The sequence below is a fragment of the Vibrio sp. S11_S32 genome, from assembly GCF_014694465.1.
In the GTDB taxonomy this organism is placed as follows: domain Bacteria; phylum Pseudomonadota; class Gammaproteobacteria; order Enterobacterales; family Vibrionaceae; genus Vibrio; species Vibrio algicola.
In genome coordinates this window covers 1-14873 of sequence record NZ_JAAUWS010000014.1, presented here as the reverse complement: position 1 = coordinate 14873, position 14873 = coordinate 1, and the positions used below count along the sequence as shown (strand labels likewise).

Annotated in this window: 17 protein-coding genes and 1 pseudogene; 5 read left to right on the top strand and 13 right to left on the bottom strand. The window is 40.1% G+C overall.

The genetic code is table 11. The features are described from left to right. Nucleotides 1–535 precede the first annotated feature (535 nt). Complete coding sequence (maoP, locus tag HC723_RS09105; RefSeq protein ID WP_190338848.1) at nucleotides 536–889, bottom strand: DUF413 domain-containing protein; 354 nt, start codon at nucleotides 887–889, stop codon at nucleotides 536–538. 166 nt (nucleotides 890–1055) lie between these two features. Here maoP and hdfR point away from each other — a divergent pair, with 166 nt between their 5' ends. Next, nucleotides 1056–1919, top strand: coding sequence for an HTH-type transcriptional regulator HdfR (gene hdfR / locus HC723_RS09100; protein ID WP_190338847.1), 864 nt, complete (start codon nucleotides 1056–1058; stop codon nucleotides 1917–1919). A gap of 116 nt (nucleotides 1920–2035) precedes the next feature. Then, complete coding sequence (locus HC723_RS09095; RefSeq protein WP_190338846.1) at nucleotides 2036–2209, top strand: hypothetical protein; 174 nt, start codon at nucleotides 2036–2038, stop codon at nucleotides 2207–2209. Nucleotides 2210–2285: 76 nt separating this feature from the next. Here the strand turns inward: HC723_RS09095 and HC723_RS09090 are convergent, their stop codons facing one another. The 8 genes from HC723_RS09090 to HC723_RS09055 all read right to left on the bottom strand — a co-directional run bounded on the left by HC723_RS09090 (nucleotide 2286) and on the right by HC723_RS09055 (nucleotide 10328). Next, nucleotides 2286–2432 carry a YoaH family protein gene (locus tag HC723_RS09090; RefSeq protein WP_190338845.1) on the bottom strand — a complete coding sequence of 49 codons (147 nt, stop codon included), beginning with the start codon at nucleotides 2430–2432 and terminating at the stop codon, nucleotides 2286–2288. An 11-nt stretch (nucleotides 2433–2443) separates the two neighbouring features. Next, nucleotides 2444–3331 carry a DUF2861 family protein gene (locus tag HC723_RS09085; protein ID WP_190338844.1) on the bottom strand — a complete coding sequence of 296 codons (888 nt, stop codon included), beginning with the start codon at nucleotides 3329–3331 and terminating at the stop codon, nucleotides 2444–2446. A gap of 1 nt (nucleotide 3332) precedes the next feature. Next, nucleotides 3333–3989, bottom strand: coding sequence for a response regulator transcription factor VxrB (gene vxrB / locus HC723_RS09080; RefSeq protein ID WP_190338843.1), 657 nt, complete (start codon nucleotides 3987–3989; stop codon nucleotides 3333–3335). Beyond that, complete coding sequence (gene vxrA, locus HC723_RS09075; protein ID WP_190338842.1) at nucleotides 3964–5448, bottom strand: sensor histidine kinase VxrA; 1485 nt, start codon at nucleotides 5446–5448, stop codon at nucleotides 3964–3966. The genes vxrB and vxrA overlap by 26 nt, the downstream gene beginning before the upstream one ends. A gap of 281 nt (nucleotides 5449–5729) precedes the next feature. After that, nucleotides 5730–7109 carry a Re/Si-specific NAD(P)(+) transhydrogenase subunit beta gene (pntB, locus tag HC723_RS09070; protein WP_190338841.1) on the bottom strand — a complete coding sequence of 460 codons (1380 nt, stop codon included), beginning with the start codon at nucleotides 7107–7109 and terminating at the stop codon, nucleotides 5730–5732. A 9-nt stretch (nucleotides 7110–7118) separates the two neighbouring features. Further along, the gene (gene pntA / locus HC723_RS09065; RefSeq protein WP_190338840.1) at nucleotides 7119–8672 is read right to left on the bottom strand and encodes a Re/Si-specific NAD(P)(+) transhydrogenase subunit alpha; all 1554 of its coding nucleotides are present in this window, start codon (nucleotides 8670–8672) and stop codon (nucleotides 7119–7121) included. Nucleotides 8673–8937: 265 nt separating this feature from the next. Beyond that, the gene (locus tag HC723_RS09060; protein ID WP_153448602.1) at nucleotides 8938–9213 is read right to left on the bottom strand and encodes an HlyU family transcriptional regulator; all 276 of its coding nucleotides are present in this window, start codon (nucleotides 9211–9213) and stop codon (nucleotides 8938–8940) included. A gap of 131 nt (nucleotides 9214–9344) precedes the next feature. Next, nucleotides 9345–10328 carry a Solitary outer membrane autotransporter beta-barrel domain gene (locus tag HC723_RS09055; RefSeq protein ID WP_190338839.1) on the bottom strand — a complete coding sequence of 328 codons (984 nt, stop codon included), beginning with the start codon at nucleotides 10326–10328 and terminating at the stop codon, nucleotides 9345–9347. 209 nt (nucleotides 10329–10537) lie between these two features. Between HC723_RS09055 and HC723_RS09050 the strand changes: the two genes are divergently transcribed. Both HC723_RS09050 and HC723_RS09045 read left to right on the top strand, forming a co-directional pair. After that, nucleotides 10538–12025, top strand: a complete 1488-nt coding sequence (locus tag HC723_RS09050; RefSeq protein ID WP_190338838.1) for a protein adenylyltransferase SelO — start codon at nucleotides 10538–10540, stop codon at nucleotides 12023–12025. 171 nt (nucleotides 12026–12196) lie between these two features. Next, on the top strand, nucleotides 12197–12655 hold the full coding sequence (locus HC723_RS09045) for a DUF3069 domain-containing protein (protein ID WP_153448605.1): 459 nt from the start codon (nucleotides 12197–12199) through the stop codon (nucleotides 12653–12655). Between the two features lie 151 nt (nucleotides 12656–12806). On the opposite strand, the gene HC723_RS09040 is transcribed toward HC723_RS09045, so the two are convergent. Next, on the bottom strand, nucleotides 12807–13337 hold the full coding sequence (locus HC723_RS09040) for a GNAT family N-acetyltransferase (protein ID WP_190338837.1): 531 nt from the start codon (nucleotides 13335–13337) through the stop codon (nucleotides 12807–12809). Beyond that, nucleotides 13334–13603: a type II toxin-antitoxin system TacA family antitoxin gene (locus HC723_RS09035; protein ID WP_190338836.1), complete on the bottom strand. Its 270-nt coding sequence runs from the start codon at nucleotides 13601–13603 to the stop codon at nucleotides 13334–13336. Before HC723_RS09035 ends, HC723_RS09040 begins: the two co-directional genes overlap by 4 nt. A gap of 196 nt (nucleotides 13604–13799) precedes the next feature. Between HC723_RS09035 and HC723_RS17885 the strand changes: the two are divergent. Further along, nucleotides 13800–14002: pseudogene (locus tag HC723_RS17885) on the top strand (IS91 family transposase); the annotation flags it as partial. Between the two features lie 240 nt (nucleotides 14003–14242). On the opposite strand, the gene HC723_RS09030 reads toward HC723_RS17885, so the two are convergent. Both HC723_RS09030 and HC723_RS09025 read right to left on the bottom strand, forming a co-directional pair. After that, nucleotides 14243–14665 (bottom strand): GNAT family N-acetyltransferase, encoded by a 423-nt coding sequence (locus HC723_RS09030; protein WP_342365705.1) that lies wholly within the window; start codon nucleotides 14663–14665, stop codon nucleotides 14243–14245. 90 nt (nucleotides 14666–14755) lie between these two features. Beyond that, on the bottom strand, nucleotides 14756–14873 hold a 118-nt coding region (locus HC723_RS09025; protein ID WP_190338159.1), incomplete at its 5' end, for an IS3 family transposase.

The window sequence follows — 14873 nt, the reverse complement described above, 5'->3', positions numbered from 1 at the left end:
TCTCTTGTTCAGCTCCCTTTTCTAACACCTCAATTACTGTGGCAGTCATGCTCGACACAAACAGCATGATACAAATCTTGAGCAATTATCCAGCATAAAAGTGACACTGTATCTTTTGTGTGTTTTATAAAGAACAAACGAATGCCTACAAAAAACGATTCGAAAAACTTTTTAACTTCAAAATGGTGAAATAAATGCGTAATTTCATAACGAATGCTATTACAACACACGGCGACAGTTTGGTTATTTAATTTCATATTGTGCATAAGTTGTGGATAATAACTAGCATTGAATACTATTCTTATAAAAAAACCAATAGTCATTCTTTAACTATTTGTATTTTATGGTATTATTCTCAAGGGTGTAAATATCCAGTTGGTTACACTGTGTAAGTGTGTTTTGTTTTTTATAGACGAAAAAAAGCCCACCAAAATGGCAGGCTGTCGATGATATTACTTATGTCTATCTTATCTTTATCATTTCAGTTTGATCTTGAAATGTCATTACCCTTGGTGCTAATTGCTAATGAGAGTGTTTAGTTATCGAGCAAAAAGTCATCGCTATCACCGTTGTCATCATCATAAGAAGAGGCATCAGAATTATTTTTTACCGTACTGCACAAGGTGTAACTGCGTTTACGCTGAGTTTTATTAAGGTACTTTTTCCAGCAACTTGAATAAGCGCTGTCTATCACCTCCCCTCCTTGTTGAAATGCGGAAGCAAATAATTCTTCATCGGCATCTTGAGCTTCAATAGAGCCCTCGAACAACCCCTGCATGGTACGGCCAAAATCTTCAAGGATTTGTGCTTCTTTAATAGTGAATTCACCAGAGCGACTAAAGCCGCGTGCGAAATGTTTATTATCAAAATACTTACCAAGATTTCTCATGATTTATCACTCTATCGGTTACTTTTGTTATAGCGAAAATAGGCGTTTAAACTCATTCTGTACAACAAAATTTTTTGTTCATTTACATAAAAATTTTTTATCAAATTAAGGTATTCTTATACTCAATATAGACAAGATTTTCACTTTTTGAAATTTTGAGGCATCAATGGATACTGAACTCTTACGCACCTTTTTAGAAGTTGGAAAAACCCGCCATTTCGGACGCGCGGCAGAAAGCTTGTATTTAACTCAATCGGCGGTCAGCTTTCGGATCCGACAACTTGAAAGTCAATTAGGCAGTGCATTGTTTTCTCGTCAGCGAGGGAATGTGCATCTCACCCCGGCAGGAGAAAGATTGTTACCGTATGCGGAATCTATCCTGCAAACTTGGGGACGAGCACGTCAAGATGTGGTGTTGTCTGAAAGTTATATGGAACAAATTGCCATTGGCGCGTCATCGAGTGTATGGGAGCTTGGTGGAATTTCCGATTGGGTCAATGATTTACATGGAAACTTACCTGAAGCCGCTTTTCGGCTCGAATCGATCAGTCGACAAGGTATTGTGCGAGCATTACTCGAAAAAAGTATTGATATTGCCCTATTAGGCGATCCGCCAAAAGTCGAAGGATTCAGCTTAAAACAAGTGGCTAGTTTTGAATTTAAGTTAGTGGCAACCGAACCAGGCTTAACATTTGAGTCTTTAAACACCCAACCTTTGGCTTATTTAGATTGGGGGACTCGCTTTTCTATTGAACATGCACGGATCAGTGAATTACAAAAAATCCCAGTCTTACGGGCATCATCGAGCCGAATAGTGCTAAATTACTTGTTAGCCAATAGCGGCATGGCATATCTACCGGAACCGGTTATTTCTAAAACCGTTGATGCGAATAAATTATTTATTGTCGATGACGCCCCTGTTATGGAACAATCTTTGTATTTGTGTTGGAACGATAGGCATGAAAAAATTGATTTCATACAGCAATTATTAGCGGTCCCATTTGAACTTAGAACCACCACAGACGATTAATATTTTTAATCATCACCTGAAAAATTATTTGTTTTACTGTTTGGTTATATTTTCATAGTCTGAGAGTGGCTTCAAAATAAATTGTGTTTTTGATAATAATCGTTTTGGATAGAATTATGAGTAACTGGGACAAATGGCTTAGTAATGATAGCCGTACTTTAGGAAAGAAACTAAAACGCGATTTTGATGACTTTGATGGTGAAGTCGTTGAAAAAAGTAAATCTAGACGAAAGGCCTATCGAGATAAACTTTTTCAAAGGTTTGATGAATTTGAAGAAACGCGATATTAATCAAGAGGGCACAATGCCCTCTTTTTATTTATTGCTACAATTTAGTTATAGTGCGCAAGAATAAAAAGAAAAAGGATCACTCCCCTTTCTTTTCTGCTCGTATTCTAGCTGCGATCATTTTGATTGCCTCCCCTGTACTCATTCCTTGTTGCATTAATTTTTGGATCTCTTCGACTGCTTCTTGTTGTTCTTGGTGGGTTAACGTAGGTATATCATCAAACATAGTGTTCTCTTTTAGTTAGATAAATCATAAGCTTTATTGATGATTTGCTTATATTCAATTGAAATTAAGCCTTGCCATCGTTTATGTGTCATTGAAACATCAAGCAAATAACGATTATTCGGTAATGTGGATTGAGGCAGAGTTTCAGGGTATTTCGTTTCAAAGGCTTGCGACCACACCTTTTTATAATGCCCTTCAATATTTCCATATAGACTAATATCAAGAATAGGTAGTGGACAAAAGCGATTAAGTAAGGCGGTTTTGTCAATCGCCCAACTGTCTTTAGATACCCATCTAATCGATTGGGCGCTATCAGGTTGCCCTAATACTATCCAATCCTCCCAGCTATTACCTGATTGTGTTTTAATCCGAATTTTATATAAACCATTTCCAATTTGAGTATTGCGATCAATTTGAACACTATAGTTTAGCTTACCGGTGCTCGCGCTATTGTCTTTACTGAGCTTAGCATTAGACAGCAATGCTTGATCTGGCCATTTAACGAAGCTGATTTCACTTACGTTTGAATTGGTTGATGCTCTAATATTTAAACGATAATTTAAACGATAATTTAAACGGCCCGGACTTTGAATGACTTGTCGCTCAATTACAACATTATTCAACCAACTTGGGTAACCGGAAGTATCAAAGCCTCGGCCACAATCGCTTTCTAGCCCTTTCCATAGCAAACCATTTAAATGATTGGTTACATGAGCTTCTGGTTCATTTTGCCAAGCTTCGACCATCGCATCGAAGCTTTTCTTTAAGTCTCCTGATAACAATGCTTTATGAGCATTGGTAATCGAATCTTGTTGTGTAAACCACTCATTATCCGCCCAACTTTGGTTAGGTAATAAGCTAATACATAAGATCAAAAGACTTGGGTTAATTTTCAACATTTTATTCTTTCATTTTATAACCAACACCGCGCAAAGTTTCTATTTTAATGCTCGGTATTTTTTGACGAAGTTGTAAAATATGGGTATCAACGGTACGAGTGGTTGGGAAGTGATTATAACCCCAAACATGATCGAGTAATTCGTCTCGAGTGAAAACGCGGCCTAAATTGACGGCTAAAAACACCAGTAAATCAAATTCGGTCCGAGTCATGATAATAACTTCATCACCCTCTTTTACCTCTCTCGTGGTTTTATCCATAAAGATATTGCCAACGGTAACTTTGCTTCCGTCATCTTCTGAATCGGGCGATCTTAACTGTGCTCGAATACGAGCAAACAACTCGGCTTCTGCAAAAGGTTTGGTTAAATAATCATTGGCTCCCGAATCTAATCCCGACACTTTATCTTTTACAGAGACTAACGCGGTTAAAAGAATAACCGGTATATCTTTAATTTGTTTCCACTCGGCTAAAAAGGTGACCAAATCACCATCGGGTAATTGTCGATCCAAAATAACAAGATCGGCTTTGTCCCATAACGCTGCCACATCTTCAGCACGCTCTACATGTAAGCATTCATAACCCGCCTGTTCTAAACTGACTAATAGTCCATCTGCAAGGTTGCGATCATCTTCAACGAGTAGCAATGTCTGTTTCACAGGGAATCTCCAATTTAAATGTTGTCGGTGGTCCACTTAGGCTCATTTTGCCATCCATACGAGCAACCATCGATTCTACGATAGTTAAACCAAGACCCAAACCACTTTTACTAACAAAGGGTTTGCGAAGTTTCGCCCAATCTTTTTTTGTTAATAGCCCTTGATCAATAACTTCAAGAACCAATTTATTTGAATGTGTCGTCGCTTTTAATAACACCGGTGCTACGCCATATTTACAAGCATTTCTAACTAAATTGTCAACACAGGTTCCTAGCCAATAAATATTAATTTTCACTGCTAGATCTTGGTTCAACTCAATGGCGATATCAAATTCTGATCCCTCATAACGATACTGTAACCATTCCCCCACAGAGGGTATCCATTCTGTTGCTAGGGTTTGGTTATCCGACTGTAGATAATCTTTACTCGCTTCAGCCAATTGCCTTAAACGACGAGTGTCTTCACATAAACGTCTAAATTCATCGTAAACAGTATCCGGTAAATGTTCAAATTCACGTCGAAAACCTTCTACCGTCAGTGACAGACTTGCGATCGGTGTTCTTAATTCATGAGTTAAAATTTGCAAAACCAACATTCGGCTGCGAAGATCTTTACGTTTGCTTAACCATCGTGAATAACCCCAACTACAGATTAGGATAATATTGACGATAGCTAAAGCTAATATACTGTAAAATAACGTATCTGAGTTATTTTTATTATCCCAACATACATTTCCGCTGCGAACATAACAGTGTTCGGTTTGTGAAAAAGGTTTTACCACCAATTCTGATTGCTCAAGGTGCTCTTGCCACATCTTAGCAGGAAAAAGATAATACTCGGTGCCGCGACGTAACCAAATTTCATTTTGTGACAAAATAGTCTCGGAACCCGAAATCAAGGCGGCGACAGCATCGTATGGCATGAGCTGCAATCGACCTAATAATGTATTCTTAGCCGCTTTGGGACGCTCTTGGATATGCATAAACGGCAATAATTGTTGATATTTATCAGGGTGTTTTTTCACATAACGAGCAGCATAAGTGCCTCCACCGGGGTGGATCAGGTTGGAGCGGATAAACCATTTAAGTGGTAATGCGGTGCCTTTACACATTGCCCGAGAAAAGACTAAAGGTTGAGTTACCGATGGACTTAACGGGTACTTCCCCTTACAGGTAGTGGCAATTTTATAAACTTGTTGTAAATCTTTAAGTGGGTATTGAGCAGTCTGAGGAAGTATGCTCTCTGGTGAGAGTAAATTGGTTGGGTAATCAGTTTGGATCACTCGAATATCGTAAACCGCCACCGCTTTATTGTCGTTAAACGATTTTTTAAATTGAGTAATACGTTCCGGTAACGTGTTAGCTTGAGCTGACCACGCTAGACAAGAAAGCCCCAATAGTAAAAAATTTCGTAAATTCAAAAAGCTACCTAATTGATATAGTGAGTTACTGATAGTCATTCTACATCAAAAATAATAAACACTGTGCACTTCCATACATTTTTATAATTAATTAACCTTTATCACTATAAAGTTTGACCTAACTAACACTCCATTACTGCATAGTAGAGCTATAAATCATCCCATCACCCTGTAAGTTACACTGTGACAAATTAATGCGTTCATATTTCAGTCACACCAAGGGTTTATAGAAAGCGAACCCAGATCGCTCGCTTCCACCTTTTAATCAAAAAAAACCAGCTCGAAAGCTGGTTTTTTACTTTATCCAATGAGTTTATTGATTAAAGAGCTTTTGAAATTGCATCGACACTGGCTTTAGCATCACCAAACAACATTTGAGTATTTTCTTTAAAGAACAATGGGTTTTGAACACCAGCATAACCTGTGTTCATTGAACGTTTAAAAACAATCACATTTTTCGCATTCCAAACTTCCAATACAGGCATACCTGCAATTGGGCTGTTTGGATCTTCAAGAGCTGCTGGGTTAACCGTATCATTAGCACCAATAACAAGAACGGTATCAGTGGTGGTAAAATCGTCGTTGATTTCATCCATTTCTAATACGATGTCATAAGGAACTTTGGCTTCGGCCAGTAATACGTTCATGTGACCAGGTAACCGCCCTGCGACTGGGTGAATACCAAATCGAACGTCAACACCTTGCGCGCGCAATTTTTCAGTAATTTCATGTACTGGATATTGAGCTTGAGCAACCGCCATACCATACCCTGGGGTAATGATGACTGACTTAGAATCTTTCAGCATTTCTGCTACTTCTTCCGCCGTGGTTTCACGGTGCTCACCTTGCTCTTCATCACCGGTTGATGCCGTTGTTGGTGCATTACCAAACCCGCCTGCAATCACGCTGATGAAAGAACGGTTCATTGCTTTACACATAATGTATGAAAGAATCGCACCAGAAGACCCCACCAAGGCACCGGTTACAATTAACAAATCATTCGCGAGCATGAAACCTGCTGCTGCTGCTGCCCAACCTGAGTATGAGTTAAGCATAGAAACTACAACAGGCATATCCGCGCCGCCGATTGACGACACCAAATGGAAACCAAACACGAGCGCGATAGCCGTCATAACAAGTAAAGCAAACATGCTGCCATTGTTATTAACGAAGTAAATCATCAGCAATACAGAAACAACAATCGCCAATAAATTCCATTTATGCTTATGGGGAATATTTAACGCCGATGTTGATACTAAACCGCGTAATTTACAAAATGCGACAATCGAGCCACTAAAGGTGACCGCACCAATGAACACACCTAAGAACACTTCAACTAAATGAATATTCAGCAATGCGCCCGTTAATACACCGTGATCGATATAGCTGTTATAACCCACCAACACCGCTGCCATACCCACAAAACTGTGGAGAATTGCAACTAATTCAGGCATTTCAGTCATTTCTACTTTGCGAGCTAAGTAGATACCGATAGCACCACCAATGATCATCGCTAAAATGATCCAAGTGATACCAGCCGAGTGAGGGCCGAAAATAGTGGCGATCAAAGCGATGGCCATACCTGCGATACCGTAATAGTTACCAAAACGAGCCGAATCTTGCTTAGAAAGACCCGCCAAGCTCATAATAAATAGAACGGCAGCAACAACGTATGCCGCTTGTACTAATCCTGCAGACATAAGTTACTCCTACTTCTTACGGAACATTTCAAGCATACGTTTGGTTACGGTAAAGCCACCAAAAATGTTTATGCTTGCAATTAAAATCGCGATGAATGACAAAAACGACACAATGCCATTACCTTGCCCCACTTGTAACAATGCGCCGACGACGATAATGCCAGAAATCGCATTGGTGACCGACATTAGCGGAGTATGCAAAGAATGCGATACATTCCACACCACGTAATAACCCACAACACAGGCTAAAACAAACACGGTAAAGTGAGATAAAAACTCCGGTGGCGCTACAGTTCCGATCCAACCGAATAAACCTGCCGCGATCACCATCGCGCCAAATTTTTTGGTTGGTGAGACTGGCTTTTCTTCTTTCTTAACCGGAGCGGCTTGTACTTTAGGCGCAGCTTGTGGTTGCGCAGACACTTGAATTGGCGGCGCAGGCCAGGTGACTTCGCCTTCTTTAACGACCGTAACCCCACGTAAAACCACATCTTCAAAGTCAATATTGATGTTGCCATCTTTCTCTTTGCAAAGCAGTTTTAGCAAGTTAACTAAGTTGGTACCGTAAAGCTGAGAAGATTGAGTCGGAAGACGGCCAACCATATCGGTATAACCGATCACGGTGACACCATTTGGTGTTTTAACCACTTTATCCGCTTCAGTGTAAGCACAGTTACCACCATTTGCGGCGGCAAGATCAACGATCACGCTGCCCGCTTTCATGCTATCGACCATCTCTTTGGTGATAAGCTTTGGCGCAGGACGACCAGGGATCAATGCGGTGGTAATAATGATATCGACATCTTTGGCTTGCGCAGCATACAGCTCTTCTGCTTTCTTGTTAAAAGCGTCCGACATTTCTTTTGCGTAACCATCACCAGCACTGGTGTCTTCTTTGAAATCAACTTCTAAGAAATCAGCGCCCATTGATTGAACTTGTTCTTTTACTTCAGGACGAACATCAAATGCGCGAACAATCGCACCTAAACTGCCCGCAGCGCCAATAGCCGCAAGACCTGCAACACCAGCACCGGCAACCAGTACTTTCGCTGGCGGCACTTTACCTGCCGCAGTAATTTGCCCTGTAAAGAAACGGCCAAACTCATGCGCCGCTTCTACCACTGCGCGGTAACCCGCAATGTTTGCCATTGAACTAAGGGCATCTAACGCTTGAGCACGAGAAATACGAGGAACCGAATCCATCGCCATCACGTTAATATTTTTAGTGGCTAGTTTTGCTAACAACTCTTCATTTTGAGCAGGCCAAATAAAGCTGACCAAACTCGCGCCGTCTTGAAGCAATTCAAACTCATCAACGCCGGTATCAGCATTGATTTGAGGCGCATTCACTTTAAGAATGATCTCTGACTTCCACACATCTTGCGCAGAAACCACAGACGCTCCAGCCGCTTCAAATGCAGTATCATCAAAACTGGCAAGTGCGCCAGCATTCGATTCTACCGCGACAGTAAATCCTAGTTTTAATAGCTGCTCGACCGTTTTCGGCGTGGCAGCGACTCGCGTTTCACCCGCAAGTATTTCTCTCGGTACACCAATCTGCATAGTAATTCCTTGGACATTGGCAATAAAATTAGTGGTTATCTAACTTGTGTAAATATGAACATTAGATAGTAATCGTAAACATCATGTAATAAAAAAACTAAATTTTATGACTTATAACGCTAAGTTAGCTTGATTCTCACCTTTATGAAGTAAAAAAACAACAAGATAGACAAGAAAACAGGTCATACCTGATATGCATTAAAATCATGTGGATACAAAAACAACACCTATCGTTCCTTAATTAATCATAATGCGAATTCATAACTTAAAACATGGACGAACCAGATTGTTCGATAAAAAGTTTTGCCTTTTTCAGCATCAATTGATTTGCATCATCTTGTGATGACAGCACATCGGAACGAATGAAGCGGTGTGTTTTAACCTCGCCATCGATGTGTTTAACAATCCGTCCCGCCACTCGATATTGACTGCCCTCAGAAATTGACTCGGCGTAGATTAAAAAACCATTAAACTCGATCGGTTCAACCTCAACGACTTTCGTTTCCTTTTTACTACCAAACAACTTTGATAAAAAACCCACTCGTTTCTCCTTTAGCAAACAATCTCGCCATAGTAATACGTTTTTTAATATTAAATGACCGGATTATAACGATAATACCAATAGGCAAAACCTATCAAAAGAATCATCCATAAAAATGACTCACTCTAGACTTAATCTTGGTTAAAGAACAATACGATACTGCCGCCCTTCAATGCACTGCCATAGTTCATGTTGATCCCAATCCCAACGTTATCGACCCAATCACGTAAAATTGGAGGGGTGAGTAACCAACCCAATGAGAACTCATAATAATTATCTGTACCCAATGAGGCAATCGGATCGCCCCCTAGATCAACCCGTTTGAAACTGGTGTACATCGACGGAATATAACCCGCCCAATTACTCAGGTTGTAATTCGCTTTAACACCATTCATCCAATACCAGCCATTTGGGTTACCTGCCTCATAACGCTTTTCTTTGTCCCAAGATTTACCATAAAAATAATTCATTTCCGTGGTATAGCGCCAATAACCCCACTTACGTTGAAATTTATAATCAAATACAAGGCTAGGCTCAGCTACATAAGCTCGGCTGGAGGTATTGTAAGCCGCGCCATCTAGGATCGGCTTCAAACTTTCACTTTCACTGCTGTTGTATGAATGCTTATTCTTATAATACATAAAATGATTACCAAGACCGTACAATACCCGCCAATTCTCGGTAATATTAAAGGTGAGCTTATAGCCGACATAACCGCTGTAGACCTTATTAATATCTAAATCGGCTTTAATATCAGGACGTTGATTCAGTTTGGTTTCATTTTCAAAGTAAACGTAAGAGGCACGAACATAAAATTGATGATGAAAACGCTCTGTTGCACCATCAAGTTCCCAACTATAAGGAAAAGTGGTGACTGCAACACGGCTACGAAGATCAAGAGATTGGTCGTCACCCAGATTATCATCTTGAAAAGGGGTAATCGCATTGGGATTAAAATCTTGGATACCAAAAGTGATCACATCACTATTAGTTAAAATAACCGCGGTCGAAAAAGTCTGCTCGGCACGAGAATGCACCAGTTCACTCGCTTTTGCTAATGCAATAAACGTGAGATTAATTACTATAACGGCAATAATTGTCGTTAAATGCGTCATCCATGATCCTTAAACACTGTGTACTGGTCCTCGCTCAGATATAGATGTTATACAAGTTATCACTGCTTGCAAATATTTAGCTGTCATCCATTAACCTTTAAACACAAATTTAGACCTAAGTAACCTCTTTTCGCTATACCCCTCATTTTAATCGGTATTTAAAGCGTAATAGCTATGATAATTTGGGTGCTCATTATACGAGGTTTCTTATGTCTGCTTGGTCATCTGCCACATTACAATATTCATTCCATCAACTTACCGATGGTTTTTATCATGCCGTTAACCCAATGGCGCTGAATAAACCGGAATGGGTCGATTGGAATGCGGATTTAGCCGATTTACTTTCTCTGCCTCAAGAAGAAAATGCGCAGTTATTAGCAGAGTTTTCTGGTCAAACTATCCCTCAAGAATTTCGCCCGATTGCAATGAAATATGCAGGGCATCAATTTGGGCATTACAACCCAGATCTAGGCGATGGACGAGGATTACTAGTGGCAGAGATAAAAGGCAAAGACCAACATTTTTATGATCTTCATATTAAAGGCGCAGGTTTAACGCCCTATTCACGACAAGGTGATGGCCGCGCGGTATTACGCTCTAGCATCCGCGAATATTTATGCTCTGAAGCTTTGCATCATTTAGGAATACCGACCAGCCGAGCATTAGGCTTGATCAATAGCCGTACACCGGTTTATCGTGAAAAGACCGAAACTGGCGCTATTTGTATTCGAGTGGCGCAAAGTCATGTTCGCTTTGGTCACTTTGAACACTTCTTTTATACCGGCCAGCATGAACAGCTTAAACAGTTACTCGATTATTGTATTCAGCACTATTTTCCTGAACAGCAACATCAACAAAAGCCCTACCTCGCCATGTTTGAACAAGTGGTGCTTTCCACCGCTCAACTTATCGCAAAATGGAATGCCTTTGGGTTTGCTCATGGGGTATTAAACACCGATAACATGTCGATCCTCGGCCAAACATTTGATTTCGGACCGTTCGGATTTTTAGACGCTTATCAACCCAACTACATTTGTAACCACTCCGATTATCAAGGGCGATACTCTTTTGCCAATCAACCCAATATTGGTTTGTGGAATTTGACCGCCCTCGCCCATGCACTGTCGCCTTTTATTGAACGTGCCGATCTTGATGCTGCATTAGCTCAGTATGAACCCGAACTCAATCATGAATACAGCCAATTGATGCGCGCCAAAACTGGCCTAAACAACAAGCAGCCTGAGGATGGTGAACTGTTTAATCAACTGTTTGCTTTAATGGCCGAAAACAAAGTCGATTACACTCGCTTCTTCCGCCAACTGTCGATGCTCGATCTACCAGATCAATCTACTCAACAATCTAAAATAAGTAAAAATGCTCAACAGCAGGTATTGGATTTATTTATTGATAGAAACGCGGCAAAATACTGGTTAGATAAGTACCTGACGCGAGCCGAGCAAGAGCCAGCAAGCACCGAACAACGCTGCCAATCGATGCGACTGGCGAATCCAAAATACATCCTACGCAATCACCTTGCTCAAATTGCCATCGATAAAGCCGAAGATGGAGATTACCGCGAAGTCAAAATACTAATGGAATTGCTTAAAAACCCGTACAAAGAACAACCAAAGTATGATCATTACGCCAATTTACCACCTTCGTGGGCACAAGATCTTGAGATCAGTTGCTCTTCTTAACGCCCTTATACATAATAAGGCATACCTAAATTAATTAGGGTGAACGAATGCCATCACCGACCCGAAGTCATTGAAGTTTCCGCTTCAGCGACTAAAGGTTTAGATAGCATTTAAATTAATAAGGTATTAGCACATAGATAGTCATGTGTAGCAAAATATTGGGGTTTTATTATGTCAGAACAACAAGACCAAGTGATCGAAGAGTCGGTAGAAGACAACGTAGATTTAAGCACTTACTCGCCAGAATTACGTCACTTAATCGAATTCGAACAAGTACCAGAACAAGCCATCCCTATGGTGACCTCAATTCACGATGTATCTGAAGAAGCCGTACGTGATGTATGGGACGATCTTCCTGCCAGCGCACAGAACATCTTAGATAATTTTGAGCAATTTCATGCCTTGATTTCAGTAGGTCAAACCTTCTCTGCAATCGATCTAATGCAAGAATTTGAAACCATGAAAATGCCTGCCGACATGGATGATGCAGGTAGAGAAGAATACCGCGCGTCATTACTAGATAAAGTATTGCAGAACTGCGTAAAAGATATGATCAAGCAGCTTAAAAAAGCACGTCGTGATCCTATTCTTAAGCGTGACTTCGTGGAAATTTTTGCTAAAGAAAAATAACCACACGCTTGTTATTTGTTAATTTAAAACGCTGACATCTCTTGTCAGCGTTTTTTTATTGCATTCAAAGTTCGGCATTAATGGATGACATCCCCCAGATCAGCTGTCGGCTGCGCGACACTATCCTTATTTGTTATATTCACTCTTACGTCTAAGTGAATAACTGACCTACTGTTTTCATCGGAATGAACATTCTTACACGACCATGGATTTCACAAAGAGCCTCGAAACCATATTTTGCGTAGAATGACTCTGCTTGCTCAGTTAAACAATCAACAACAATGGCATAGGCTCTCATATGAGAGTTAATTTCCCAAAGATACTCGAGAGCTTTGACTAAGCTAACCTTACCTAGCCCACTTCCATGAAATTCTTTATGAACTGCCAGTTGAGCTAAAAGAAAAACAGGAATTGGATAACGTGGCAATTTTTTAGCCATCGCTTGTGGCAACGTAGCACGACTAATTGAACTTGGTGCAATACTATAAAATGAACATATTGGGTATTTTTGATTTGGTAGAGGCACAGAAGTAGGCAAAACCATTGTGCGGCTAATACCTGCTTGCATGTGTTTAGCGGCTTGAGTTTGAATAAAATCATTTAACTCTTTTTCACCGCAGTCAAATGATGCTCTGTCGTGTTGTGATTTATCCAATTCTTTGAAAGTCTTGGAATAACTCACTTAAACTCACCACTTTTAGTAAATGCCGCGGCTTCAAGTAGTGCGTTATTCGGAGCCTTAGCTTCGTCACAAGCAATCATGAATTGATCAAATACATTAGCTTCAACAGTGATGCTTTCATGCTCAGAAATTACCTTATTTGAATCTTCGTCCATTAGACGAACAACGTATTCCGTTAAGCTTTTTAAACCAAGTAAAGCTGAAGCTTTCTCAGCCTTAGCTTTAATTTCTTCATCCAAACGGATATCAAGTCTTGCAGTAGCCATAATTCCTCCAATCGTACGGAGTAATTCCGTAATCATCCTGAGTATAAGATTTAAACAACCAAAGCGCAACTTGTACGGATATAGTACGGATATAGTACGGATTTAATTTTTAAGCTTTATAAATATCATGCCGCCAACACAGGCGAGCGTAGCGAGTCCAGCCTGCTTGCTGGCGTTTGTGATTAGCCTTATTGAACATCCGAAAGGATTAAACGCGTGAGGGATTATGGTTTTTTACGAGGTAATGCCCGAATATTACGATGGAAAATCCAGTTATTATTTATACCTAATTTAGCTTCATCATTTCCCGAATCAAGTGTCTTACGGAGCAAAGCCTTTCGGCTTTGTCCTTGCTGTCAGCATGAAATGTCATACGTTGGGATCAGTCGAACGAGTTAGCTGAAAGGTTAAAATATAAGAATAATGGAGAGTCAATCAAAGAAAGAAACCATAAATAGGATCTAACTAGCTGATAGTATTCTATTTTAATATTGTCAGGGTTAAACTCGCCTAAAGAAAAGCAAGATCCAATACCTACCTAAAAATATATCGACCAATTTACAATAATAAGCAGCTTCGGGCTTGTTCAACACCCAGATAAGGTGTCGGCTGCGCGACACCTATCCTTATTTGTTATGCTTATTTGTACACATCTGGTTGATGTAGTTCCATGAATGATTCAGGGGAGTTTAATGCTTTGAAACCAAACTCCTTATAAAGACCATGTGCGTCACTTGTCGCAAGTGCCATTCGACGAATACCTTGCAAGTTTGGATGATCTATAATATTTTTCATTATCCACTTGCTGATACCCTTCCCGCGATGCTCTTCTAAAACAAATACATCGGCTAAATAGGCAAATGTTGCTGAGTCAGTAACCATGCGGGCAAAAGCTATTTGATTTCCTGAATCAGTAAATACACCAAAACACAATGAGTTCCGTATGGCTTTTTTCATAGTAGGTAAGGGAATGTTTTTTGCCCAATAAGATCTAGAGATATAACCATGAATAACTGCAACATCCATATCCTTTGTTTCAGAACTGATTGTATAACCTGAAATCAACACTAACTCCTTTTATAAGCATAACGCCGCATTAAGCGGACTAAAATAGTGGGTTATAATGTGTAGCGAAGCTGAACGTTATTCTGGTCAAGCCCAATAGGACACCTGACTTTGTAATTTTTCATAGTCGATTGGCGTTAAATCACCAAGCGTAGTATGCAACCTTTCATGGTTGTAATACCGGATATATTCTTCAACATCTTCT